The sequence below is a fragment of the Variovorax sp. 20P10.2.4 genome (assembly GCF_058244205.1).
Window position 1 is genome coordinate 1 of sequence record NZ_JBZAYE010000012.1, and the last position, 22,599, is coordinate 22,599.

At 63.2% G+C, this 22,599-nt stretch carries 20 protein-coding genes; 4 read left to right on the top strand and 16 right to left on the bottom strand.

Annotated features, from left to right (window positions below):
* Positions 1-885, top strand: an 885-nt coding sequence (locus tag AC27VN_RS02305) for a tripartite tricarboxylate transporter substrate-binding protein (RefSeq protein ID WP_490875492.1), incomplete at its 5' end; no start/stop codon positions are given.
* 33 nt (positions 886-918) lie between these two features.
* Here the strand turns inward: AC27VN_RS02305 and AC27VN_RS02310 are convergent.
* Entirely contained in the window at positions 919-1,209 is a 291-nt protein-coding gene (locus AC27VN_RS02310) for a DUF1330 domain-containing protein (protein ID WP_431514346.1), read from the bottom strand.
* A gap of 145 nt (positions 1,210-1,354) precedes the next feature.
* Here AC27VN_RS02310 and AC27VN_RS02315 point away from each other — a divergent pair, with 145 nt between their 5' ends.
* On the top strand, positions 1,355-2,179 hold the full coding sequence (locus tag AC27VN_RS02315) for a glycerophosphodiester phosphodiesterase (RefSeq protein WP_490875493.1): 825 nt from the start codon (positions 1,355-1,357) through the stop codon (positions 2,177-2,179).
* A gap of 13 nt (positions 2,180-2,192) precedes the next feature.
* Here the strand turns inward: AC27VN_RS02315 and AC27VN_RS02320 are convergent, their stop codons facing one another.
* From AC27VN_RS02320 to AC27VN_RS02350, 7 genes are all read right to left on the bottom strand, one after another.
* A complete protein-coding gene (locus AC27VN_RS02320) occupies positions 2,193-3,788 on the bottom strand; it encodes an acyl-CoA synthetase (protein ID WP_490875494.1) in 1,596 nt (531 codons plus the stop codon).
* Positions 3,785-4,960: an acetyl-CoA acetyltransferase gene (locus tag AC27VN_RS02325; protein WP_490875495.1), complete on the bottom strand. Its 1,176-nt coding sequence runs from the start codon at positions 4,958-4,960 to the stop codon at positions 3,785-3,787. The genes AC27VN_RS02320 and AC27VN_RS02325 overlap by 4 nt, the downstream gene beginning before the upstream one ends.
* A 31-nt stretch (positions 4,961-4,991) precedes the next feature.
* Positions 4,992-6,233: an MFS transporter gene (locus tag AC27VN_RS02330; RefSeq protein WP_490875496.1), complete on the bottom strand. Its 1,242-nt coding sequence runs from the start codon at positions 6,231-6,233 to the stop codon at positions 4,992-4,994.
* A gap of 4 nt (positions 6,234-6,237) precedes the next feature.
* A complete protein-coding gene (locus AC27VN_RS02335; RefSeq protein ID WP_490875497.1) occupies positions 6,238-7,416 on the bottom strand; it encodes an alpha/beta hydrolase in 1,179 nt (392 codons plus the stop codon).
* Positions 7,417-7,491: 75 nt separating this feature from the next.
* The gene (locus AC27VN_RS02340) at positions 7,492-7,788 is read right to left on the bottom strand and encodes a type II toxin-antitoxin system RelE/ParE family toxin (RefSeq protein WP_490875498.1); all 297 of its coding nucleotides are present in this window, start codon (positions 7,786-7,788) and stop codon (positions 7,492-7,494) included.
* Positions 7,785-8,093, bottom strand: coding sequence for a type II toxin-antitoxin system RelB family antitoxin (relB, locus tag AC27VN_RS02345; protein ID WP_490875499.1), 309 nt, complete (start codon positions 8,091-8,093; stop codon positions 7,785-7,787). Before relB ends, AC27VN_RS02340 begins: the two co-directional genes overlap by 4 nt.
* 153 nt (positions 8,094-8,246) lie before the next feature.
* On the bottom strand, positions 8,247-9,128 hold the full coding sequence (locus AC27VN_RS02350; RefSeq protein WP_490875500.1) for a DMT family transporter: 882 nt from the start codon (positions 9,126-9,128) through the stop codon (positions 8,247-8,249).
* A 95-nt stretch (positions 9,129-9,223) separates the two neighbouring features.
* On the opposite strand from AC27VN_RS02350, the gene AC27VN_RS02355 reads away from it, so the two are divergent.
* Positions 9,224-10,075, top strand: a complete 852-nt coding sequence (locus AC27VN_RS02355; protein WP_490875501.1) for a LysR family transcriptional regulator — start codon at positions 9,224-9,226, stop codon at positions 10,073-10,075.
* Positions 10,076-10,676: 601 nt separating this feature from the next.
* Entirely contained in the window at positions 10,677-11,186 is a 510-nt protein-coding gene (locus AC27VN_RS02360) for a DUF1993 domain-containing protein (RefSeq protein ID WP_490875502.1), read from the top strand.
* Positions 11,187-11,492: 306 nt separating this feature from the next.
* Here AC27VN_RS02360 and AC27VN_RS02365 read toward each other — a convergent pair whose 3' ends face one another.
* The 8 genes from AC27VN_RS02365 to AC27VN_RS02400 form a co-directional block, all read right to left on the bottom strand.
* A complete protein-coding gene (locus AC27VN_RS02365) occupies positions 11,493-14,591 on the bottom strand; it encodes a type I restriction endonuclease subunit R (protein ID WP_490875503.1) in 3,099 nt (1,032 codons plus the stop codon).
* Between the two features lie 3 nt (positions 14,592-14,594).
* The gene (locus AC27VN_RS02370; RefSeq protein ID WP_490875504.1) at positions 14,595-15,779 is read right to left on the bottom strand and encodes an AAA family ATPase; all 1,185 of its coding nucleotides are present in this window, start codon (positions 15,777-15,779) and stop codon (positions 14,595-14,597) included.
* Between the two features lies 1 nt (position 15,780).
* On the bottom strand, positions 15,781-17,091 hold the full coding sequence (locus AC27VN_RS02375) for a restriction endonuclease subunit S (protein WP_490875505.1): 1,311 nt from the start codon (positions 17,089-17,091) through the stop codon (positions 15,781-15,783).
* Entirely contained in the window at positions 17,088-18,647 is a 1,560-nt protein-coding gene (locus tag AC27VN_RS02380; protein ID WP_490875506.1) for a type I restriction-modification system subunit M, read from the bottom strand. The genes AC27VN_RS02375 and AC27VN_RS02380 overlap by 4 nt, the downstream gene beginning before the upstream one ends.
* A 604-nt stretch (positions 18,648-19,251) precedes the next feature.
* Positions 19,252-20,202: a GIY-YIG nuclease family protein gene (locus AC27VN_RS02385; RefSeq protein ID WP_490875507.1), complete on the bottom strand. Its 951-nt coding sequence runs from the start codon at positions 20,200-20,202 to the stop codon at positions 19,252-19,254.
* Between the two features lie 260 nt (positions 20,203-20,462).
* Positions 20,463-20,885, bottom strand: coding sequence for a GNAT family N-acetyltransferase (locus AC27VN_RS02390; RefSeq protein WP_490875508.1), 423 nt, complete (start codon positions 20,883-20,885; stop codon positions 20,463-20,465).
* 34 nt (positions 20,886-20,919) lie between these two features.
* The gene (locus AC27VN_RS02395; RefSeq protein ID WP_490875509.1) at positions 20,920-21,195 is read right to left on the bottom strand and encodes a hypothetical protein; all 276 of its coding nucleotides are present in this window, start codon (positions 21,193-21,195) and stop codon (positions 20,920-20,922) included.
* A 101-nt stretch (positions 21,196-21,296) separates the two neighbouring features.
* Complete coding sequence (locus tag AC27VN_RS02400) at positions 21,297-22,529, bottom strand: MFS transporter (RefSeq protein WP_490875510.1); 1,233 nt, start codon at positions 22,527-22,529, stop codon at positions 21,297-21,299.
* Positions 22,530-22,599: the final 70 nt, after the last annotated feature.

Consider the following 22,599-nt stretch of genomic DNA (forward strand, 5'->3'; position numbering starts at 1 on the left):
GGCCGGCCCCTGCGCATGATCGTGCCGCAGGCCCCGGGCGGCGCCGCCGACTTCATGGCACGGCTGATCGCCCGGGAGCTGTCGAGCGTGCTCGATCGCCCGGTGGTGGTCGACAACCGCGCGGGCGGCGGCATGATCGTCGGCACGCAGGCCGTGGCCATGGCCGCGCCCGACGGCAACACCATCGGCATGGTGTTCTCGCCGCATGCCGCCAACGAGGCGATGCGCCAGCAGATGCCCTACGACGCGCTCGACGATTTCGAGCCCCTGTGCCTCGGCGGCCATTCGATCGTCGTGCTGGTCACGCAGCCGGGCTTCGCCGCGCGCGACGTGGCCCAGTTGATCGCGCTGGCAAGGCGCACCGATCCGCCGCTGCAGTACGCGTCGCTGGGCATCGGCTCGGTGTCGCACCTGGCCGGCGAGCTGCTCGCCATCGAGGCCGACGTGACGCTCGAGCACGTGCCCTACAACGGCAGCGCGCAGATCTACCGCGCGCTGCTCAACGGCGATCTGCCGCTGGCCTTCGTCACCCTGGAGAGCGCGCTGCCGCACCTGCAGTCGCAGCGCCTGCGCGCGCTGGGCATCACCAGCGCGCGGCGGGCCGCGTCCTATCCGCAGCTGCCGGCGATCGCGGAGTCACTGCCCGGCTTCGAGCTGATCGGCTTCTATGGTTTCGTGGCACCGGCGCACACGCCGGCGGTGCAGGTCGAGGCGCTGAGCAGCGCACTCGCACGGACCCTGCAGACCCCGCAGGTGCACGACCGGCTGGCGGCCGGCGGGGTCGAGGTCTCGGTCGCGCCGCCGGCGGCCTTCGCCGCCTTCCTGCGTCAGCAGGTCGACAAGTACGCGGCGCTGTCCAGGCGCACGGGGATCACGCTGGACTGAAGCGGGCCCCGGTCCGGCCCGCTCCCGCTTCGCTCAGGTGCCTTCGATGATCCGCAGATCGCGCTCGGCGCCGTCGCCCAGCGCGACCAGCGCGGCCTGGTAGTCGGCGCTGTCGTGGGTGGCCGTCGCCTGCGCCACGCTGTCGAACTCGATCAGCACGGTGCGTTCGGCCAGGCCGTATTCGTAAGTCTTGGCGGGCAGCCCGCGTGCCAGGAAACGCCCGCCGCCCGCGGCGATGGCCGGACCGGCCAGCTTCGCGTAGGCCGCGAGTTTGTCGGCGTCCTTGACGGCACGGTATGCACTGACCCAATAGGCTTTTGCCATGTTGATTTCTCTGTAGTTGCCAAAGGCTTTCAATATAGCGGGGCAAGGCGCCTCGCGCCTCGGCCCGGCTGCAAGCCACCTACACTGCACCGGCCAATCCGCTGGCCCGCATCGCACTCCCTCCACTTTCCGCCCGCGAGGTTCCATGGCTGGTGCAACCGTTCGATGGCGCCGGTGGCGATGGCTGCTGGTGCCGCTCTTCCTGCTCGGCCTCCTGCTGTCGCTGAGCGACCTGCTCTACCGGCAGGCGGCGGCACGGGCATCGGCCTTCGTCTTTGCCTCCTGCCAGAAGGTCTGGGCCCATCGCGGCCATGCGGCCACCGGTGGCGAGAACAGCCTGCGGGCCGTGGCGGAGGCCTTCAGGCGCGGCGCGGCCGGCGTGGAGATCGACGTGCTCTTCGACCCCGAGCTCGACGACTTCGTGGTCTCGCACGACCGGCCCTACACCCTGTTCGACGGCCGGCCGCTGCGGCTGGAAGCGGTGCTGTCGAGCGCCCCGCGCAACGGCCTCTTCTGGCTCGATGCGAAGGATCTGCGCAAGCTCTCGCCCTGGACCGCCCACCAGGCGACGCACCGGCTCAGCGCGCTGCTCGAGCGCTACGGCCTCACCGAGCGCGCGTTCGTGGAATCGAGCCAGCCGCTGTACCTGTCCTGGCTGGCCGACCAGGGCGTGCACACCAGCTATGCCATCAGCCCCAACGACCGCAAGTACGGCGCGCCGCTGTACCGGCTGCATGCGGCCTTCATGAAGCTGGCCTATGCGTTCGTGGGGGCCGATGCCTTCTCGATGAACGCCGCGCGCTACACGCCGGTCACGGCCGCCACCTTCGGCGAGGCCGCGATCCTGCTGTCGACGGTCAACGATGCCGGGCTGCTGCAGCACCTGTCGGCGCTGCCCGAGGTGAAGGCCATCCTGACGGACGACGACCACTACGCCGTCACGGCCTGCGCCGATCGCTCGCGCCAATGATCGAGGCCACGCGCTACGGAAGTGCGATCTCCCCGCGCTCGACCAGCAGTTGCCGGATGTCCTTCTTCGCGATCTTCCCGTAGCCCGACTTCGGCAAGGCCTCCCAGAAGAACACGTGGTGCGGCCAGCGGTAGCGCGCGCAGCGCCCGTCGAGGTGCGCGATCAGCGCATCGCAGTCAACCTGCGCGCCCTCGCGCCGCACCACCACGGCCACGCCCACCTCGCCCCACTTGGGATCGGGCACGCCGAGCACCGCCACCTCGGCCACCGCGGGATGCGTGAGCAGCACCTCCTCGACCTCGCGCGGGTAGACGTTGGAGCCGCCCGAGATGTACATGTCGGACTCGCGGCCGGTGATGTAGAGCAGGCCGCGCGCATCGAGCCGGCCGAGGTCGCCGGTATGGAACCAGCCGCCGCGCAGCGCCTTGCGCGTGGCCTCCTCGTTGCCGTGGTAGCCCGCGAACACGGCGGGGCCGCGCACGCAGATCTCGCCGACCTCGCCCACGGGCAGGCGCCGCAAGTCGGCATCGAGGATCGCCACCTCCATGCCGGTGCGCGCGCGGCCGCACGAGCCGATGTTGGCGTTCGGGTCCTCGTCGTCGGCCGAATGCATGGCGGCCGGCAGCACCGTGATGTTGCCCGTGACCTCGCCGAGCCCGAAGTACTGCACCAGCACCTTGCCGAGCTTCTTCAGCGCGAGCTTCTGGTCGGCGCGGTACATCGGCGCCCCCGCGTAGATCACATGGCGCAGCGAACTGTGGTCGTAGCGGTCGACCGCCGGATGCTCGACCAGCATCTTGACGATGGTCGGCACGGTGAAGAGGTTGCTGACGCGGTGCGCCTGCACCGAGGCCCAGAAGGCCTCGGGGTCGAGCTTCTCGCTGGCCGGCAGCACGGTGGCCGCGCCGCGCGCCACGTTGAGCAGCGCATGGATGCCCGCGCCGTGCGACAGCGGCGCGACCGCGATCGAGCGGTCGTTCTCGGTCGTGCCCGGAATCAGGTCGGCCAGGTGGTTGGCGACCACGAAGGCCATCTGCCCGTGCGTGAGCACGCCGGCCTTGGGCCGGCCGGTGGTGCCCGAGGTGTAGAAGAACCACAGCGGGTCGTCGCGGTCGACGCTCTCGTGCTCGGACTGCGCTGCGTCGTGCGCCTCGTGCGCGCGCAGCAGGTCCTCGTACGCGTGCTCGCCTTCGCGCGCGCGGCCGATCGCGACCACGTGCGCGAGCGCCGGCGAGGCCGCGCGCACCGCGTCGGTGTGGCCGGGGAAGATGTCCTCCACGATCATCGCGACCGCGCCGCTCGATGCGCCGAGGTAGGCCACCTCGGGAGGCGTGAGCCGGTAATTGGTCGGCACCCAGACGCAGCCGAGGCGGAACGCGACCCAGCAGCTCTCGAACATCTGCAGGTTGTTGCGCGACTGCACGAGGATGCGGTCGCCCTTCTTCAGGCCGAGCGCGCGCAGCGCCGCGGTCATCGCGGCCACGCGCGCCTCGATCTCGCCCCAGGTCCAGCTGCGCCCGCCCTCCTGGATGAGGCCCGGCCGCTCGGCAAAGAGCGCGGCCGTCTGCGTGAGCAGCCTGCCCAGGTTCATCGCCTGCGCCGCACTCACGAAGCCGGCTCCAGGATGCTGAGATAACTGGCCACCGCCGAACCGCCCATGTTGAACACCGCGCCCATGCGCGTGCGCTCGACCTGCATGCCGCCGGCCGTACCCGAGAGCTGCATCGCGGCCATCACGTGCTGCGACACGCCGGTGGCGCCGATCGGATGACCCTTGGACTTGAGCCCGCCCGAAGGGTTGACCGGCAGCCGGCCGTCCTTGCGCGTTACGCCGTCGAGGATCACGCGCGCGCCCTCGCCGTGCGGCGCGAGCCCCATGGCCTCGTACTCGAGCAGCTCGGCGATGGTGAAGCAGTCGTGCGTCTCGACGAAGCCCAGGTCGTCGAGCGAGGCGCCGGCCGAGGCCAGGCCCTTGTTCCACGCCATGGCCGCGCCCTCGAACTTCGTCGGATCGCGCCGCGACATCGGCAGGAAGTCGTTGACGTGCGTGCGCGAGCGCCAGCGCACCGCGGGCACCTTGGCGCCCGCGAGCGGCTCGGTCGACAGCACCAGCGCGGCCGCGCCGTCGGACACCAGCGAGCAGTCGGAACGCTTGAGCGGGCCCGACACGAAGGGGTTCTTGTCCGAGGGCGTGCGGCAGAAGTCGAAGCCGAAGTCGCGCCGCATGTGGGCATAGGGGTTGTGCATGCCGTTGGCGTGGTTCTTGGCCGCGATGGCCGCGAGCGCGTCCGACTGGTCGCCGAAGCGCTCGAAGTAGTTGCTCGCGATGCCGCCGAAGATGCCCGCGAAGCCGGCCGGGTCGGCGCCCTCCTCCTTCACGTACGAGCACTTGATCAGCGTGGCCGCCACCTCGGGCGTGCGCAGGCCGTTCATGCGCTCCATGCCGATCACCAGCGTGCGCTTCATCCGGCCCGCGGCCATGGCGTCGAGCGCGGCCCAGATCGCGGCCGAGCCGGTGGCGCAGGCGTTCTCGCAGCGCACGGCCGGCGTGTGGCGGAACTCGGGCATGGCCACCGCGGGCAGCGAGGCCGTGAAGTCCTGGCCGACGAAGCCGGCGTTGAAGTGGCCCACGAAGATGCCGTCGATGTCCTCGGCCGCCACGCCCGCGCTGTCGAGCGCGGGTTGCACGGCGTCGCGGATGAGCTGCTCGAGCTCGGCGTTGTCGAGCTTGCCGAAGGGCGTGTGGCCCCAGCCGACGATGTAGGCGTTGTCGTTGCGCATGATGTCTCCTGGAAGGAATGGAAAGCGGGATTCAGGGCACGGCGGGCCGCGCGGGCACGGGCCGGCCATGACGTTGTACCAAGGTCAGCGCGATCGTGCCGGCTGCGGCCGCGAGCACGCCGGTGGTGAGCGACAGCACGGCGGCGCTGCCGCTGCGGTACATCAGGCCCATCCAGCCGCCGCAGAGGAAGGCCGCGCCCGCGAAGATGAAGCCGCCGAGCGCCGACGCCGCGCCGGCCTGCAACGGGAACGGCGTGGCCATGCCGACGTGACCGCAGGGCTGGTGGATGCCGTAGGCCAGCAGCATCAGCCACAGGCCCGCCGTGAGCGTGGCGGCCGTGTGCGCGCCGGCGAGCTGCGGCACCACCAGCAGCAGCGCCGCCAGCAGCGACAGGAAACCCGCGCGCCGCACCGAGGTCACGATGCCGTGCGCCGCGATCCAGCGCCGGCACAGCATGGTGCCCGCGAGGTAGGTGACCGAGGCACCGCCGATCACCAGGCCGAAGCCCACGCGCGAGACGCCGAAGGTCTCGATGAAGAGATAGGCCGAGCTCGAGAAGAAGCCGAAGTTGGCCGCGTAGCCGAAGGCGTTGAGCAGGGTCCACGACTGGAAGGCCGGATCGCGCGCGATGCGCGCATAGCCCGCGAGCAGCGGGCCGAGGCGCAGCGCATCGGGCTTGAGCGAGCGCGCGGTCTCGGGCACGCGCGCGAGCACCAGCAGCGCGCCGGCCAGGCCGCACAAAGCCATCGACCACAGCGTGGCGCGCCAGCCCAGGGTCTGCGCCAGCAGCGCGCCGCTCACGGGAATCAGCATCGTCAGGCAGGCCAGCACCGACATCGCCACGGTCATCACGTGCGTGCCGTGCTGCTGCTCGAACAGGTCGCGCACGATCGCGCGGCCGCAGACCATGCAGGCCGCGATGCCCAGCCCCTGCGCCGCGCGCGCGGCGATCAGCACCTCGATGTTCGGCGCCATCGCGCCCACCGCGGCGCCCGCCGCGTACAGCAGGAAGCCCGCCACCAGCACCGGCCGGCGGCCGAAGCGGTCGGAGGCCGGGCCCCACAGCAGCTGGCTCAATCCGAAGCTGAACACCAGCACCGCCAAGGTGAGCTGCACCACGCCCACGCGCGCCGCGTACTCGTTGCGGATCGCGGGCAGCGCCGCGAGGTAGAGGTCGGTGCCCAGCGGCTGGACCGCGGTAGAGAGCGTGACCACGCCGACGACCAGCGCCGGCCCCATCGCAGCGACTGCGGCGACAGCACCGGTCTTCACGGACTCAGCGCTCGAGCAGGTCGCGCTCCTGCAGCCAGCCGCGGATCAGCGCCGTGGCTTCCTGCAGCAGCTCGGGCTGGCCGGCGTAGTAGTGGGTCGCGCCCTTCACCACGCGAAAGAGCTTGTCGGGCGAGGCCGCGGCCTCGAACAACATCTTGGGATGCGTGGTCGGCACCGCGTCGTCGGCGCTGTTCTCGATCACCAGCAGCGGCACGCGGATGCGGCGCGCGCCTTCGAGCCCGTTGCCGCAGGAATCGTCGAGCGACCATTGCGACAGCCAGCTGCGCAAGGTGGTGAAGCGCGCGAGCCCGACCGGCCCGGAGTTCACCGTCTCGGGATTGCCCATGTAGCACCAGCGCGGCCGGCGGTCGTTGGGGTCGAGCGTGGGATCGAGGAAGCGCGGATCGGCCAGCGTGCGGTGCACGAGGAAGGGCCGCTCCATCTCGCCGGTGTTGCGCGCCTGGAGCTCGGCCAGCTTCGCCCGCGCCCAGGCCGTGATGCGGCGCATGCGGTCGAGCTGCGCCACGCGGTAGCGCTGGATGTAGGCCGGCGAATACGGCGGCTGGTTCGGGTTGCGCGGGTCGTAGATGTCGAGCTCGACCTCGCGGTCGTCGGGGTTCAGCTCGTCCTTCACCGAGGGATCGATGGTCTCGGCCAGCAGGTGCGCGCGCGAGAGGTGCGCGGCCTGGTAGATCACCGCGTCGGCCGGGATCAGCCCCTTGCCCTTGAGATCGACCGCATCGCCGGCCGGCGTGTGCGTGATGCGCGGGTCCTCGGCCTCGGCCTGGTAGCTCACCGCCAGCGCCCCGCCGCCCGACCAGCCCACCAGCACCACGTGGCGATAGCCCCAGACCTGCTTCGCATGGCGGATGTAGGCGCTCAGGTCGAGGAACACTTTTTCCATGATCAGCGCCGTGTCGTTGCGCTGGTAGCGGCTGCCCGCGCACAGCACATGCGCGCCGGTGGCCGCCATCGCACGCGGCACCGGCAGCAGTTGCAGCGTCGACGCGGGATGCATGAAGACCATCAGCGTGTCGGACGCCTGGCCCTCGGGCCTGAAGCGGATCGCCTCGAGGTTCACCGCGCCCTGGTTGCCGGAGAAGCCGTAGGTCTCGGTGAAGGCGGCGTGCTCGTCGTACTGGAGGTGCACCCACTCGGTCTGGACGGTGAAGGACTCGGTCATGAGGGGAATGTAGGACCGGGCGGGGGGGATGGCAGTCCCCCGGTGGAGGTACAGGGGCAGTGTCCCTCGCTCCTTTCAGAGAAGGTCCGTCATGCCGCCGGGCCACATCTGCGCGCTGTGAAGAACTCGCAGAATACGAACGCCGTCCCTTTCGACCCGATAGGCCACGATGTAGGGCGTGCGCCGGATTACAAGTTCTCGCGTGCCTTCGATGCGACCTGGACGGCCGCCCTCTGGAAACTGCATCAGCAAGAGCACTTGCGCGGCAATACGCTCATCCACCGCGATCGCCGCGCGTGGATCGTCCTGTTCGATGAAATCGAAGATGCGCTCGCGGTCATCCATCGCCAGCGGCGACCACTCGAGCCTCACTTCCTGCCTTTTCCTGTCTTGAGGAGCGCGGCCGCACGCCGCTTGGAGAAATGCGCTTCGACCTCGTCGTGCGCTACGGCTGGACGTGGATCCACCAGCGCCTCCTGCACCTTTGCCCGGAACCAGGCATCGTGCGCCGCGGCGTCGACAGTCAACCCCGCAGGCAATGCGCCCTCCTTGGCGACCCGCGTCAACACGATCCTCATCACATCCGAGACGGTGAGCCCCATGTTCTCGAGCACAGCCGACGCGCGATCCTTCACGTCTGCATCGATTCGGGTCTGTACGACTGCATTGGCGACCATGGCAGTGTCCTCTTAGTACGCAAAACCCGAATGTACTTCAAATGAATGACGTTTGCAGCACCCGCGCTTTGCCCGCTGCGAACGCTTCCCTGCTTCCTGCTCATCAATCTCCTGCAAGAGGATTCCCCGACCTTCGCACCCCGAGCGCCCCGCCTACCCGCGCGACGCCCCGGTCGCCGCAATCACAATCCCCACCAACACGGCCAGCAGCCCCGCGACGAGGTTCCACCGCAGCGGCTCCCCCAGCAGCCAGGCGCCCACCAGGCCCGCCGCCACCGGATTGACCGTCACCGAGATCGCCACGCGCGTGGGCGTGGTGCGGCCCAGCGCAAAAGCCCAGAGGAAGAAGACGATCGCACCGCCGAACACGCCGAGGTAGGCGATGGCCAGCCACTGGGCCGTGCCGAAGGAAGCCACGGGCGCGAAGCTGCCGCCCTGCCAAGCGATGCCGGTGAGGCACAGCGCGCCGACCGCCATCGCCACGGCGGTGAAGGTCAACGGCCCCGAGCGGCGAATCAGCGGGCGCGAGCCCACGCTGTAGAACGCCATGCACAGGGCGGCCGCGAGCATCAGCAGGTCGCCGCGCCAGGCATCGGGCGGCGCGGTGCGCAGCCCCGACAGCAGCGCCAGCCCCACGCCCGCCATCGCGACCAGCACGCCGATCGTCTTGCGCCGCGTGAAGGGCTCGACGCGCAGCAGGCCCGCCACGGCCATGGTGAGCAGCGGCAGCGCCGACAGCGCCAGCGCGCCGCGCGCGGCGGTCGTGTGGTGCAGCGAGGCATTGAAGAGCAACGGGAACAGCCCGAAGAACAACAGCCCCAGCCCGGCGGCCGCGGGCCAGTCGCGCGGTGCGGGCCACGACTCGCCGGAACGCAGCAACGCCATCGGCAGCAACAGGCAGAAGCCGATGCCGAAGCGAAAGGCGCCGAGCGCCACCGGATCGACGACACCCGCGACATAGCGCGTTGCGCCCACCGCCGCACCGCCCAGTGCGCTGGACAGCATCGCGGCCGCGATGCCCAAGAGTTCTCCCACGCTCGTGCTCCCTGATCGATGAAGTGACAGCAGCGTAGGCAGCCCTCTATCATCAATCAATGGAATTTATTTGGTCACTCTGATCAACAAATCGAATGAGCATCCCGACGCTCGAGCCCGAGCTGCTGAAGGCCTTCGTGGCCGTGGCCGACCATCGCTCCTTCACGCGCGCGGCAACCGCGCTGAACCGCACGCAGTCGACCGTGAGCATGCAGATCAAGCGGCTCGAGGAGCGGCTGGGCACCGCGCTCTTCCACCGCACCAAGGTCAACGTCGAGCTGAGCCTCGCGGGCGAGGGGCTGCTCGGCTATGCGCGCCGCATCCTGCTGCTCAACGACGAGGCGGTGGGCCATCTGCAGCAGCACAAGGTCGAGGGCCGCGTGCGGCTCGGCGTCATGGACGACTACGGCAGCTTCGTCGTGCCGCCGGTGCTCGCCAGCTTCGTGGCCGCGTACCCGCGCATCCACATCGAGATGGAGACCGGCCTGACGGCGCGCATGCCCGAGCGCCTGGGCGAGGACTTCGACCTCGTGATCGCGATGCATCCCGAAGGCCAGGGCGGCGGCGAGTTGCTGCGGCGCGAACAGGCGGTCTGGGCCACGTCCGTTTCTCAATCGGTGGAATCGCAGGACCCTCTGCCGGTCGCGCTCTATCCGCAAGGCTGCCTGTTCCGCCAATGGGCGACCGAGGCGCTCGATGCGTCGGGGCGGCCATGGCGCCTGGCCTTCGTGAGCCACAGCCTCGCGGCCGTGGAGTCCATTGCGGCGCAGGGACTGGCGGTGACGGTGGTGAAGTCGGGCACCTTTCCGCCGAGGCTGCGGGCGCTGTCGGAACGCGATGGCATGCCGCGGCTGCCTGGGGCGGACATACGGCTGCATCGGGCGAAGGGTCTGCCGCGGGCTGCAGGGTTGTTGGCGGATCACATCGTGGGGGCTATTGGGCTCTGACTGGTGCGATCAGTTGGCCGCCCTTGCGAATAGCGAGGACGGGAGGTCTTTCTCCATCCAGAGCAATGTCGCGAGCGCGCAAGACGCCAGTCGATCCCGCCCTGCAACCGGAAACGTTCAACCAAGGACCTGTCCCTCAAGCGGGCCGCGAAACCGCGGCCCGCAGACCAGCACTTACCCGCCAGTCTCAAGCGCTCCACGTCGCGGCATCTCGCTCAATTGAAACAGCTCCCCGGCCTTGCGAGCGAGGTCCGCCGCGAGCCAGAGCAGGTTGTCCAGTTGGCGTGGCCCGTCACCGCTGCACCAGTCGATGTCCTTGCCGTGGGAGGCCCACAGAAGCGCTTCGAAGTGGGCGGGGTGCGGTGCCGTTTGGCACGAAGTTGCGGTAAGCGCCAATAAATGCAGCTTCTGCAACGCACCGCGTACGGGCCTCGAAGAGGCCGTGGCGGGCCGGTCCCGATCGGCGTGAGCGCCGGAAGAAAAGCCGACCCCAAAAGCCGGGCCGATTCAGTTCACCCTGTGCTGTTAGCCTTACATGGTCGGCAGGGCCTCTGCCACGCCAACTCCGGCCATCGCGCCCAATTTCAGAACTGAACTCACTATGACCAGCCCGCTCTACAACGCCTCCATTCCCGTCGTGCAGCAGATGCTGCGCGCCATGTCCGACGTGCTCAAGAAGGCCGAAGACCACGCGACGCAAAAAAATATCGATCCAAATGCGCTGCTGCAGGCGCGGCTGTTCCCTGACATGTTTCCGCTGGTACGTCAGGTACAGATCGCCGCGGACTTCTCCAAGGGCATTGCCTCCCGCCTGGCTGGTGCCGAGGTGCCGTCCTGGCCCGACACCGAGGTCAGCTTCGCCGACCTGCAAGCGTTGATCGCCAAAGCTTTGGCCCATATCGGCTCTTTCGAGTCTGAGCAATTTGATTCAAGCGAGAGCCGCGAGATCGTATTGCGCCCCGGCACCCCCAAGGAAAAGAAGCTGACCGCAGGCGCATATCTTCTGCACTACGGACTGCCGCAGTTTTTCTTCCACGTGACCACCACCTATGCCATCTTGCGCCACAACGGTGTTGAGGTCGGTAAGCGCGACTACATGGGTGCCTACTAACCCAAGACGGACAGGAGTTCAGCGACTCGGGCCACTGCGGCTCGATAGCAACTAGAGCCTCCGTTGCTGCGCGATTTCAGGTGACTGTGGATGGAGCCTCTATCTGCCTTAATTTGCTTGGCGCTTGGTCAAAGCTGACCGAATGTCTGTTGCGTTAATCTTTGAATTACGCAGTCGACCCGTTGCGGGCGTTTGACGTTGGTTTGATGATGGCGACCATGCAGCGGGAGCGGCCGTTCACGAGAGTCGGGCGTACTTACGCTGACAGACTGTAAGCCGTCGTTCGCGTATCAGCAAAAAGGTGGGTCAAATTTCCCCACCGACACCCTTGAACTTCTCAACAAAGGCGGCGATCTTCTGAAAGACGGTCTGCTTCTTGGTCTTGAACTGTGGGTTCAGGGGGCTCATCTTGGGCAGTACAGCGTTGAGTTCAGTGCCGTTCTCGCTGGCGAACTCTCGCTTTAGTGAAGCGGTGATGTAGCGCTTCGCAGCCTCGGCGTCGAGGCCTTCAGTCGTGATCAAGTCTTGCGCTTCACGCTGCTGCTCAGCTTGGGCAAACTTGAAGAACGCATCGATCACGCCGGCCTTGTCGCCGAGCTTGTCCAGGTCGGTCTGGTTGATGAAGTCGACCAGCAAGCTTTCCTTGGCGCGGTTGCCCAGGCTTGCACGAATCACGCGCCGCACCTCGTCCACCAACTCGGTCTTGCTCTTGATCTTCTTGTTGTGCTCGAAGATCAGTTCCAGGATGTAGTCCAGGTTGATTTCCTGCGACTTCAGCAGGTCCACCTCAAAGACCACGTCATCCCAGTCGATGGTCGACTTTTCGGTCTCGGCTCCGGCCTTCTCGCGGCGCAGCCAGTCGCGCACGTCGTTGTAGGTGGAGCGGTAGTCTTGGATCTTCCGCTCCGAGGGGAGCGTGATGGCTTGCAGCACCGTCAGATCGTCATCGCTCAGGTAGTGCTTGGTCTTGAAAGCATCCACCGCCGCGGCATCCGTCAGGTCGATGGTCTGAAGTTCCTTCAGGTTGGAAAACTCGTCATAGTTCTGCAGAATGTTCTCGACGCGCAAGTATTCACCGAACAGCTTAGCGAAGGCCTTCTTGTCGGACTCTTTCTCAATGGCTGCAGGGTCGGGGAAGCGGGTCTCCAGTTCTTGCGCCACCTCCTTGAAGCCGCGCCGCGCCTCACCTGTGGTCGCATCGGTGAAGCCTTCCATGTACTCCTTGTAGCTCTTCTCCAGCACCACGTTCTTGGTGTTCTTGTCGCCGAACAGGGTAATGGCGTCGATGGTCGCCTGCTCCAGGTCGCGGAAGGTAACGATATTGCCGAAGTTCTTGGTGGCGTCGAAGATGCGGTTCGTGCGTGAGTAGGCCTGCATCAGCCCGTGGAAGCGCAGGTTCTTGTCGACAAACAGCGTGTTGAGCGTCGGGGCGTCGAAGCCCGTAAGGAACATGCCCACCACGATGAGCAGGTCGATCTCCTTGGCCTTCACCTGCTTTGCCAAGTCTCGGTAGTAGTTCTGGAAGCCGTTGCTGTCCACGCTGAAGTTGGTCTTGAACAGCGCGTTGTAGTCGGCGAGGGCCGCGCTTAATGCCTCCTTGGCACTAAGGCTCAAGGCCGACACATCGAAGCTCTCGTCTTGGATGTTGCCAATTGCGTCCTGCTCTTCATTGGCGGCGAACGAGAAGATGGTGGCCACCTTCAGTGGCTTGTCGCTGCCTTTCTGCAACTCCTTGAAGCTCTCGTAGTACAGCTTGGCGGCATCCACGCTGCTGACGGCGAACATAGCGTTGAAGCCCTTGCTGCCCGCGTGCAGGCGGTGGGTCTTCTGCCGGAAGTTGTTCAGGATGTATTGGGTGATCTCGCGGATGCGGTCCGGATGCAGCAGGGCCCGCTTGTTCTCGGCCGCACTCAGCTTCTTCTCGTCCTTCTCGGTCTCGATGGCCTTGAACTGCGGGCGCACATCGTTGTAGTCCACCTTGAATTTCAACACCTTCTCGTCACGAATTGCATCGGTGATCACATACGCGTGCAGCTCACGGCCAAAGACGCTAACCGTGGTCTCGGCGCCCAGAGCGTTCTCCGGGAAGATAGGTGTGCCGGTGAAGCCGAACTGGCAGAACTTTTTGAACTTCTTCTTCAGGTTCTTCTGGGCTTCGCCAAACTGGCTGCGGTGGCACTCATCGAAGATGAATACCACCTGCTTGCCGTAAATGGGCAGGTCTGCCTCGCTCTTCATCAGGTTGTTGAGCTTCTGGATGGTGGTGACAACGATCTTGTTGTCGTCCTTCTCCAGGTTGCGCTTCAAGCCCGCCGTGCTGTCCGAGCCGTTCACGCTGTCCGGCGAAAAACGCTGGTACTCCTTCATGGTCTGGTAGTCCAGGTCCTTGCGGTCCACCACGAAGAACACCTTGTCGATGAAGTCCAACTCCGTGGCTAAACGTGCCGCCTTGAAGCTGGTCAGCGTCTTGCCGCTGCCGGTGGTGTGCCATATGAAGCCGCCGCTTTCGGTGTTGCTCCAGTTCTTGGCCAGATGGCTGCTCTTGATCTTCCACAGAATGCGCTCCGTGGCCGCAATCTGATAGGGCCGCATCACCAGCAGCGTGTTGCTGACGTCAAACACCGAGTAATGCAGCAGCACATTGAGCAGCGTGTGCTTCTGGAAAAACGTCGCCGTGAAGTCCTTCAGGTCCTTGATCAGCGCGTTGTCCGACTTCGCCCAGTTCATGGTGAAGTCAAAACTGTTCTTGTTGCGCTGCGTGGTGTTGGCGAAGTAGCGGGTGTCGGTGCCGTTCGAAATCACGAACAGCTGCACGTACTTGAATAGGGACTGCTCGCCGTTGAAGCTCTCCTTGCTGTAGCGGTGTACCTGGTTGAAGGCTTCGCGGATCGCCACGCCGCGCTTCTTCAGCTCCACCTGCACCAGCGGCAAACCATTAACCAGGATGGTCACGTCGTACCGGTTGGCATGCGTGCCGGCCTGCTCGAACTGCTTGATGACCTGCACCTTGTTGCGGGTGACGTTCTTCTTGTCCAGCAGATAGATGTTCTGGATGCGCCCGTCGTCAAAGACGAAGTCGTGGATGTAGTCGTCGTGGATCTTGCGGGTCTTCTCGACGATGCCATCACTGGGCTTGTCCAACCAGGCCTCTACAAAGCGCTGCCACTCTCCGTTTGCGAACTGCACGTTGTTAAGCGCCTGCAGCTGAAAGCGCAAGTTGGCTAGCAAATCGGCAGGCGTCTTGATGACCGAATTCAACTCGTAGCCCTGGTTCACTAGATCCTGGATCAACTCACGCTCCAGATCGCTTTCGCTCTGGTAGCTCTCGGCGACCTTCCACTCCCGCGTGTACTGGTCCAGAACGATGAAGTTTTTAGACTCAGCGATGGCTTTGTAGTTGCTCATTGGTCAGGCGCCCTGTGGCTGCCAAAAGGCATGGTTGTTCTTCAGATGGTCCAGCAGCAGCTTGACCGTTGCACTCTCGGCTGACGTGGGCCGAGCGACGGATTCATTGGACAGCGTGCTGTGGCTGGTGAAGTTGATGATTCGGCTGTAATACAGTGGCTTGTCATCCGGTAAAAGTTCAGACCACTTCGGGTAGCCCAGGAAGCTGGCGGTCTTCTCGTAAAGATTGCGCAAAAGGGTGAAGTGAAACCGCTCGACCTTGCCGTTCACAATTGCCTGTTCGATGGTCTGTAGCAGGTGCAGGTGATATGAAAAGGCGTTGTTTGAATCTCCGGGCTTTTCCGTCAGTGCGTAGCTGCCGTCATCGAAACGTTCCAACATGTAGCAGGTCTTGTTGTTGAACTCATTGAACAGCACGTTATAGAACAGCGGGCTGTGTGTGGTGATGATGAACTTTAGGTCGGAACTGCTGGACTTTATGAGTCCAGCCAAATTGACCGCAACTTCAATTAGGTGGTTATCGTCTAGCGAGCTGACCGGGTCATCAATAAAAATGCACTTAAGCTCGTCAAACTGTCGGGTCTCACGACTCTCCGGCTCGGCGACGTTGAGTATCGCAACCACTTGATCTAGAAGCGCATAGAAAACACTCCAGATGAAATTGCTTTCCTCCCCCTTAGAAATCTTAATTTTCCCGGACTGCTCATCGTCGCCGCGTTCAAGTGAAAAGCTAACCCTTGAAAAATCTTCGCTGAAATGTGGGGTTAGCTTGTCGCTCGTGTAGCGCTGGAAATACTTAATGATGTTACCGTCCTGCCCCAGGTCTTTCAATAAAGCAAGCAACCAATCCGTATAAGAATTCGGTTGAATTATCAGCTCAGGCTCATCGATCAGTGTCGACCCATTTATCCAATAAAACAGGTCTTCCGTGAATGCGTTGTAATAGAGGATCTTGTTGTGAGAGGGCGCGGATTGATCATCGCCGCCATCGTCACCTGAGTGGGGCGCGAGCAAATTCTTAAACTCTCGGGATAGGCGCGTCTTTCCCGTGCCATTGAAGGCATAGATTAGCTGAATCTTTGGGATTGGCTTTACCTCTTCTACTACTCTCGTCGTTGCCGGGACGGTTTTCTGAACCGTTTTTGGCGTATTTAGCTGTTCGGCTATATCCCTGAGCGTCTTGCCCATCTTATGCCTCTAGCTCTTGCGCCTTGGGAAAACTCAACAGCAAGTCACGGTAGTAGACGTATTGCTTCTGGCGCAATTTGATTTCGCGGGGCAAGTCTTCGGTGATGGAGTTTGTCAGGGCATCGAATTTGTCGAGAATACCGACAATACGGGCTTGTTCGGTGAGTGATTTCTCAGGCGCATCTGGGAAAGGGATGGGAATTTTGACTTTCTCCAATCCATTGATCAGCAATCGATTCACTTTGCCGCGAGACACATGCTTGGCTTTTTCATCAATGAATGCTGCAGTCTGCATGACATAGGAAACGAACTTTGGGTTCATAGGGTGCCGAAAAGAGTAACTGTCGTCGTGAATAGCAATCGGCTCAGACCCGATCCAGGCGACCGCCTTGCCAACATCCTCAACAGTTTCACCCACGCCCGCAACTATGACGTCGCCAGGCTTTGCATATCGCAGCGAATTGACCAACTCATCCCTGACCCGAGAATAGGCTTGATCTGCAAATACTCTATAGCGGGTGTATATCTCGCCGTAGTGGATGACAGGGATTCCATCTTCAACAAAGTCTGCCTTGGTGAATCTCTTCCCGCGAGTGAATTCGCCAATCTCTCCCAACGCTTTCCAATCCACATCCTTATTCTCAAAGCTTAACAACTCGTCCCGATAGTAGTTGTATTGTTTTTTACGGGCAGTAAGCTCGGCAGTAAGCTCGGCAGTAAGCTCGGCAGTAAGCTCGGAAAAGGCGTTCAGGATTCGGGCGATTTCGGCCTGGATTTTAATTGATTTGCTTGGATTATCAGGACTGATAATGGGGATTAGAATTTTCTTGAAGCGCTCCTTGGATATATTGAATCGAGTAACCCCGCCGGCTGTTCTTGCTATTTCAGTCCGCAAGAGTTGCGTGCGGAAAAGATGTTTTGAAAACTCGGGAGTTATGGGAATCCCTTCGTTAAATCTGACGCCAAACGAAAAGCTGTTCAGAAAAACAGGATTTGCCACTTGCTCGGTGACAGCGGAAGACATTCCCGCTTCACCGGCAGTTTCAGATGATGCCGTGAACAAGACGTCACCGTACTTGACTTCATTCTGTTTCTCGTTAGCAGCAACCTTGACGCACTCAAGCGCATCAAAGTCAACGCGCATATTGGCAAATATATTTTTGTATGAAATGAACTTGGCATTGCCACCCTCAAAATCGGACTTGGACTTACCACTAAGGCCGCCGTAAATCTGGGCTACCTGCCCCAACGGTCGCCACTGCACTTCTGCACCATCCAGCAGTTTCGCCAAAAACTTGTTGGCGCCGCTCATGCCTCTTGCTCCTCACCCTCAATCGCAGCAACGATGGCATCAATGTCTTTGCGCAAGCGGTCGATGTTGGCTGCCGTGGCTTTCAACTCGGCATTGAGCTCGCTTATCTTTACCACCTGGCGAGTGTCTTTCTCTTCGACATAGCTGCTGACCGACAGGTTGTACTCGTTGGCTGCGATCTGCTCCATCTGCACGGACCTAGCGAAATGTTTGACGTCGACCTTGCTGTCAAACACGGCCATGATTTGCTCGATGTGAAGATCCAGCAGCGCGTTGTTATTGGTCCCCTTCTTGAACAAGCCGCTGCCGTCGATGAACTGGATGCTGGTGTCTTTCTTGTTCTTCGCCAGTACCAGAATGTTCACCGCGATGGTGGTGCCAAAGAACAGATTGGGCGCGAGCGAAATTACGCTCTCCACATAGTTGTTATTAACCAAGTATTGGCGAATCTTCTGCTCTGCGCCACTCCGGTAAAAGATGCCGGGGAAGCAAACGATGGCTGCTCGACCCTTGCTAGACAGGTAGTTGAGCGCATGCAGAACAAAGGCAAAGTCGGCCTTGGACTTAGGAGCCAGCACACCGGCCGGGGCGAAGCGCTCGTCATTGATCAGCGTGGGGTCGTCGCTGCCTATCCACTTTACCGAATACGGTGGGTTGGAGACGATGGCGTCAAAGGGCCGGTCGTCGGCAAAGTATGGCTCTTCCAGCGTGTTGCCCAGTTGGATGTGGAACTTATCGTAGTTCACGTTGTGCAAGAACATGTTCATCCGCGCCAGGTTGTACGTGGTGTGATTGATTTCCTGTCCAAAGAAGCCGTCTTCAATCAGGTGCTGATCGAAGTGCTTTTTCGCTTGCAGCAGCAGCGAGCCCGACCCGCAGGCTGGGTCGTAGATCTTGTTGATGCTGGTTTGGGCGTGCATCGCCAACTGCGCGATCAGCTTCGACACTTGCTGTGGCGTGAAGAACTCGCCGCCTGACTTGCCGGCGTTGGCGGCGTAGTTGGAAATCAAGAACTCATAGGCATCGCCGAACAGGTCGATGTGGCTGGCATCGAAGCCACCGAAGTCCAGTTCCGCCACGCCCTTGAGCACGGCGGCCAATCGAGAATTCTTGTCCTTGACCGTGTTGCCCAGGCGATTGCTGGTGGTATCGAAATCAGTAAACAGGCCCCTGATGTCGGGCTCGGAAGGGTAGCCGCTGGCTGAGGCCTCAATGGCCCTAAAGATATTGGCGAGGTCGGTGTTCAGGCTTTCGTTGGTGTTGGCACTGGCCGCAACGTTGACGAACAACTGGCTGGGGTAGATGAAGTAGCCCTTAGTCTTGATGGCGTCGTCTTTGGCGGCCTCGATGTTCTCGTCATCGTCCGACATGGCGGCGTAGTCCACGCTGGCGTCACCGCCAGTGATGTAGTCGATGAAGTTCTCGCTGATGAAGCGATAGAACAGGGTGCCCAGGACGTATTGCTTGAAGTCCCAGCCATCGACGGCTCCGCGAACGTTGTTCGCGATATCCCATATCTTGCGTTGCAGTGCAGCGCGTTGCTCGTTGCTTGTCATGTTTTTTAAGGGAAAGTGGCAGGTACGAAGACTTTGTAGTACGCGTGTTCTGGCGAAAGCAGGTACGTCATCGGTCTTCTTTTTGGGGGCTAGTCTACTTACGTTCGGAGGGCACCTTCTCTCTGCGATGGTCGAAGGTGCGCCGCGTCCGGCGCGGTGTTGCCTCCCGAAACTGTGCAGACAGTCTCACCTAGGCGCGCAGCCCATCAAGGCCCCACAGCACGCGTAAGCCGAGCAGTTTGGCGGTTGTGCGACGAGCCTTACTGGCCAACGGGTGTAACACGAAAATTCACTGTAGGTGCTCGCCTGCCTTGACGACCGGGCTTGAAGTCGACGGTCGTTAGCAGAGCCAGTCATGATCGGCCGCTACCAGCCTAAAGTGGAAATTGCCGACGACCTAGTCGACCTGCGCCGTCACCGGCACACGATCGCACCCGAGGCCATGCCACGTTGCGTTCTCCCGGTGTGCCTCACGCTCGTTGTTGAGTAACAACTTCACGAATCCGCTCCTTCGCGGCGCAGTGCTTGTCTGAAGCGGGATCATCCCGCCTTAGACATTAAATGGCGTCGGGCGAAGTGCGGGAGAAGCCGCGTCGCTTTTGCTTTACGCAGCAGGCCCGAGTGATGTGGTCAGCGCGCCAAGCAAACCCTCTTGCCAAGCTGCGTAGGTGATGTTTGAGCCTTCTACACGCCAGTGGGTACGACCGTTGGCGGGGCGCCCTGCGACTACCGCTGCAGCAGCGCTTGGGCTTTTGAATGAGTAGTCCTTAGTGAACCTATTGAGTGTGTTATCAGCCGTGGGCACGAGAATGCCGGCACCGACTAGGTCGTTGAAGAGCGCCGTGTACGGACTTTGGGCGCCTTCCCAATGCCGCCTGGCAGTCGATCCTGCAAGAACGACGAACTCGCCCTCGACCTGCTTTCCGCGCGCAACGATGCCGTAAGTCGGCACATCTCCGACAAAGATTGGCAATGCGACCAGCAACGCATCGGGTTGGCTGGGCGCGACCGTCTCGACCACGGCCGGTATCGGCGCTGCGCGTAGGTAGTCGAACCCGAGCACAGGCAGCAGTGTCTGGATCTGCTCTAGGAAGAATTCCATGTCCGAGCGATCTGCCTCCGGCAAGTTGTCGTATTGCGGGTCGGTACTGTTCAAGAGAATGGCTTTGCCCGCAGCTTGTGCCGCGGTGATTAGGCGACTCTCGAGGTACTTGACGTGGCCCTTCGTCAGGTTGGCGTCCTTGCTGGTAACGATGCACACACGTTCCCAGAAGTCCTTGCCGCCCTTTTCTTCCGGTCGGTTATGCAGCTTGAGGCGCGTAGCCACATCGTCGGTTTCGCCCAGGTAGATCTGCGTGCCTACGCCGGTGCCGGTGTCCGGACCAGCAAGCAGGTAGACGCCCGCCCGCTTGGATTCAGGGCGCTGGATCAGCTCCGTCAGTTTCCCTCGTGAGCCGCAGATGACGTGCCCCGTCCAGTTCATGATCTCCGCTGTCAGCAAGCCTTGCGGCACGCCGTCGACAAGAAAGAGCTTGAGAGTTCGACCTTGGTTCATTCGAAAAATATATCGTTTGTGCTGCTTCCATCATAAGCAGTCATTTAGCCTCTCGCACATGGACGGGCGGCTCTCAGTCTCAAGCGTACATCGGTCAAATCATCCTGGAAGCTTTCTGCCGCCGGTCAAGGCCATCGAAGCAGCCGCTTCCTTCACATTGAAGTCCGCGTTATCGATATGAAGCCCGCACTTCGACCGGCCCTATGTGCTTCACGCTCGCTCATCCAATGAATTCCCGCCATGGTCAGCAAGCACTATGACTACAGCGCCTTCTTCATGTACGCCACGTAGAAGCCCTGAACGTAGTCATCGATACGCCCGAACTCCTCGTAACCCTGCTTGAGATAGAACTCACGCGCCTGCCACTCGAAGGTGTTCAACGTCGCATTCCGAGCACCCAGCTCGCGGGCTTTCTGTTCCGCCGTTTCGAGCAGCCTTCGCCCCAGGCCTTTGTGCCGAGCCGCATCGTCCACGTACAGCAGCTCCACGTTCAGCCAGTGCAATAACACGAATCCGCGCAACCCACCCACGAGCCCGCCCGTGTCGTCCTTTGCGCTGACCCAGACCGGCTGTACCTGCCCGTACTCGCCGACGAACCGATAGTTGAACTGCCGCATGCGGCGACCCAACTCGCCCGAGTGCACCTCTTCAGCGGTTGGGGTGTAGATCTCGAAGTTGCTCATGATTCAAGAGCCGGCTTCCAGCCGGCAGCGGTAGTCAAAGCCAGCGAGACGCGGCGTCACGTGCATCCATATCGACCGGCGCACGCGACGCGATGAGCGTCGCAGCAAGATAGGCCCCGGCAACGGCGACCAAGGGCCGGACCACTTCCTCGCCTCCTGCCACCAGATGCCAGGGAAGATTGAACAGCGCAACAGTCCCCAGACCGGTGAGCAATCCGAACTGCGAGCCCTGCCGATACAGCGTCAAGGTTCTGCCAAGGCAGGGCATCGCGAATCGGGGCTCTCCGCGCAAGCGTCGCAGCAAGGACATGGCCGTCTCCTCGTCTTCGGGTTTCTTTGCGCGCATCGTGCCATAGAGCCGAGTGCCCGTTCCGGACCGCACCGCCGTCAGCACCGGGCCAGGGCCCGATCTCAGCGCGTCGAGGTGCGACGCCGATCCGAAGGGAACGCGTTGGCCCGAAAGCGCCACGCCACCCAAGCTCCCGCGCATGCCAACGCCGCCATGAGCCAGGGAAACACCGCACTGCCCACGGTGCCGAGCAGCACGCCTCCCAACAGTCCGCTGGCCGCGAACGACAGGTTGAAGACCGTGACCAGCATCGACTGCGCGATGTCGGACGCGTCTCCGGCCGCATCGGCCAGCGCGGTCTGCAGCAGCGTGGGCGCGCCGCTGAAGCTCAATCCCCACAAGCACACGCCGATGAACACGAGCGCGAAGGATGAACCGGCCTCTCCCAGCGCCACGCCGACCGCCGCGAAAGTGCCGAGCGACCCCAGGAGCAAGGCGCGCAGATGACGGTCGACGAGCCAGCCCACGCCCCAGAGGCCGATGGCCGTGGCCAGCCCGAAGCTCAGCAGCAGGGTATCGAGTCGGTCGAGCAGGCCGCGCTGCGCGAGGAATGGCGCGATGTACGTGTAGAGCAGGTAGTGCGCGAAGATCCAGAGCATGACGATCAGCAGCACCGGCCCGACACCGGGCGTGGCCAGCACCCGGCGATAGTCCGCCCGCTCGCCGCTGTCCCGGCCCGGCAGGTCCGGAACGCTCGCGCGCACCCAGCCCACCAGCACCAGCCCGATCGCGGACATGCCGCCGAACATCCAGCGCCAGCCGATCTGACGACCGAGCCACGCCGCCAGCGGCACGCCGAACGACAGGGCCAGTGGAATGCCGACCATGACGATCGCCAGCGCGCGACCTTGCAGGCGGCTCGGCACCAGGCGCCGGGCACAGGTCGCCAGTTCGCTCCAGGCCAGGCCGGTCGCGAGGCCGACGACGAGGCGCGCAGCCAGCGAGAGCGCCAGGTGGGTGGAGAGCGCGGTCACGGCATTGCAGGCACAGAACCCGGCCAGCGCGAGCAACAGCACCTTGCGGCGCGACCACGCACGGGTGGCCGCCGTGAGCGGAATGGCGGCCAATCCGGCGCCGAGCGCGCACAGCGTGACGAACTGTCCGGCCCAGGCCTCGGACACCCCCAGGCCCCGCGCGATCTGCGGCAGCAGGCCCGCGGGCACCGCCTCGTTCGCCGTGGCCATGAAGCTGGTCAGGGTCAGCGCGAGCAGCGCGGCCCAAGGCAGCCGCGTGGCCGCATCCGGCTCGGAAGAAAGGTCGCTGGGGCGCGCTGCGGCGCCGATGGCTCGTGTCATGTCGGATGCTTCCTGTGTGTGCGGGGCCCTGGCCAGCCAGGACGGAAGCCGGCAGTGTGTGACTGCGCTC

Excerpts from the sequence above, each read along its gene's own strand:
- AC27VN_RS02390 (WP_490875508.1), bottom strand. The coding sequence starts at position 20,885 with ATGAGCAACTTCGAGATCTACACCCCAACCGCTGAAGAGGTGCACTCG.
- AC27VN_RS02365 (WP_490875503.1), bottom strand. The coding sequence starts at position 14,591 with ATGAGCAACTACAAAGCCATCGCTGAGTCTAAAAACTTCATCGTTCTG.
- AC27VN_RS02310 (WP_431514346.1), bottom strand. The coding sequence starts at position 1,209 with ATGGCAAAAGCCTATTGGGTCAGTGCATACCGTGCCGTCAAGGACGCC.
- relB (WP_490875499.1), bottom strand. The coding sequence starts at position 8,093 with ATGGTCGCCAATGCAGTCGTACAGACCCGAATCGATGCAGACGTGAAG.
- AC27VN_RS02325 (WP_490875495.1), bottom strand. The coding sequence starts at position 4,960 with ATGCGCAACGACAACGCCTACATCGTCGGCTGGGGCCACACGCCCTTC.
- AC27VN_RS02385 (WP_490875507.1), bottom strand. The coding sequence starts at position 20,202 with ATGAACCAAGGTCGAACTCTCAAGCTCTTTCTTGTCGACGGCGTGCCG.
- AC27VN_RS02380 (WP_490875506.1), bottom strand. The coding sequence starts at position 18,647 with ATGACAAGCAACGAGCAACGCGCTGCACTGCAACGCAAGATATGGGAT.
- AC27VN_RS02395 (WP_490875509.1), bottom strand. The coding sequence starts at position 21,195 with ATGTCCTTGCTGCGACGCTTGCGCGGAGAGCCCCGATTCGCGATGCCC.
- AC27VN_RS02400 (WP_490875510.1), bottom strand. The coding sequence starts at position 22,529 with ATGACACGAGCCATCGGCGCCGCAGCGCGCCCCAGCGACCTTTCTTCC.
- AC27VN_RS02360 (WP_490875502.1), top strand. The coding sequence starts at position 10,677 with ATGACCAGCCCGCTCTACAACGCCTCCATTCCCGTCGTGCAGCAGATG.
- AC27VN_RS02375 (WP_490875505.1), bottom strand. The coding sequence starts at position 17,091 with ATGAGCGGCGCCAACAAGTTTTTGGCGAAACTGCTGGATGGTGCAGAA.
- AC27VN_RS02315 (WP_490875493.1), top strand. The coding sequence starts at position 1,355 with ATGGCTGGTGCAACCGTTCGATGGCGCCGGTGGCGATGGCTGCTGGTG.
- AC27VN_RS02335 (WP_490875497.1), bottom strand. The coding sequence starts at position 7,416 with ATGACCGAGTCCTTCACCGTCCAGACCGAGTGGGTGCACCTCCAGTAC.
- AC27VN_RS02355 (WP_490875501.1), top strand. The coding sequence starts at position 9,224 with ATGAGCATCCCGACGCTCGAGCCCGAGCTGCTGAAGGCCTTCGTGGCC.
- AC27VN_RS02370 (WP_490875504.1), bottom strand. The coding sequence starts at position 15,779 with ATGGGCAAGACGCTCAGGGATATAGCCGAACAGCTAAATACGCCAAAA.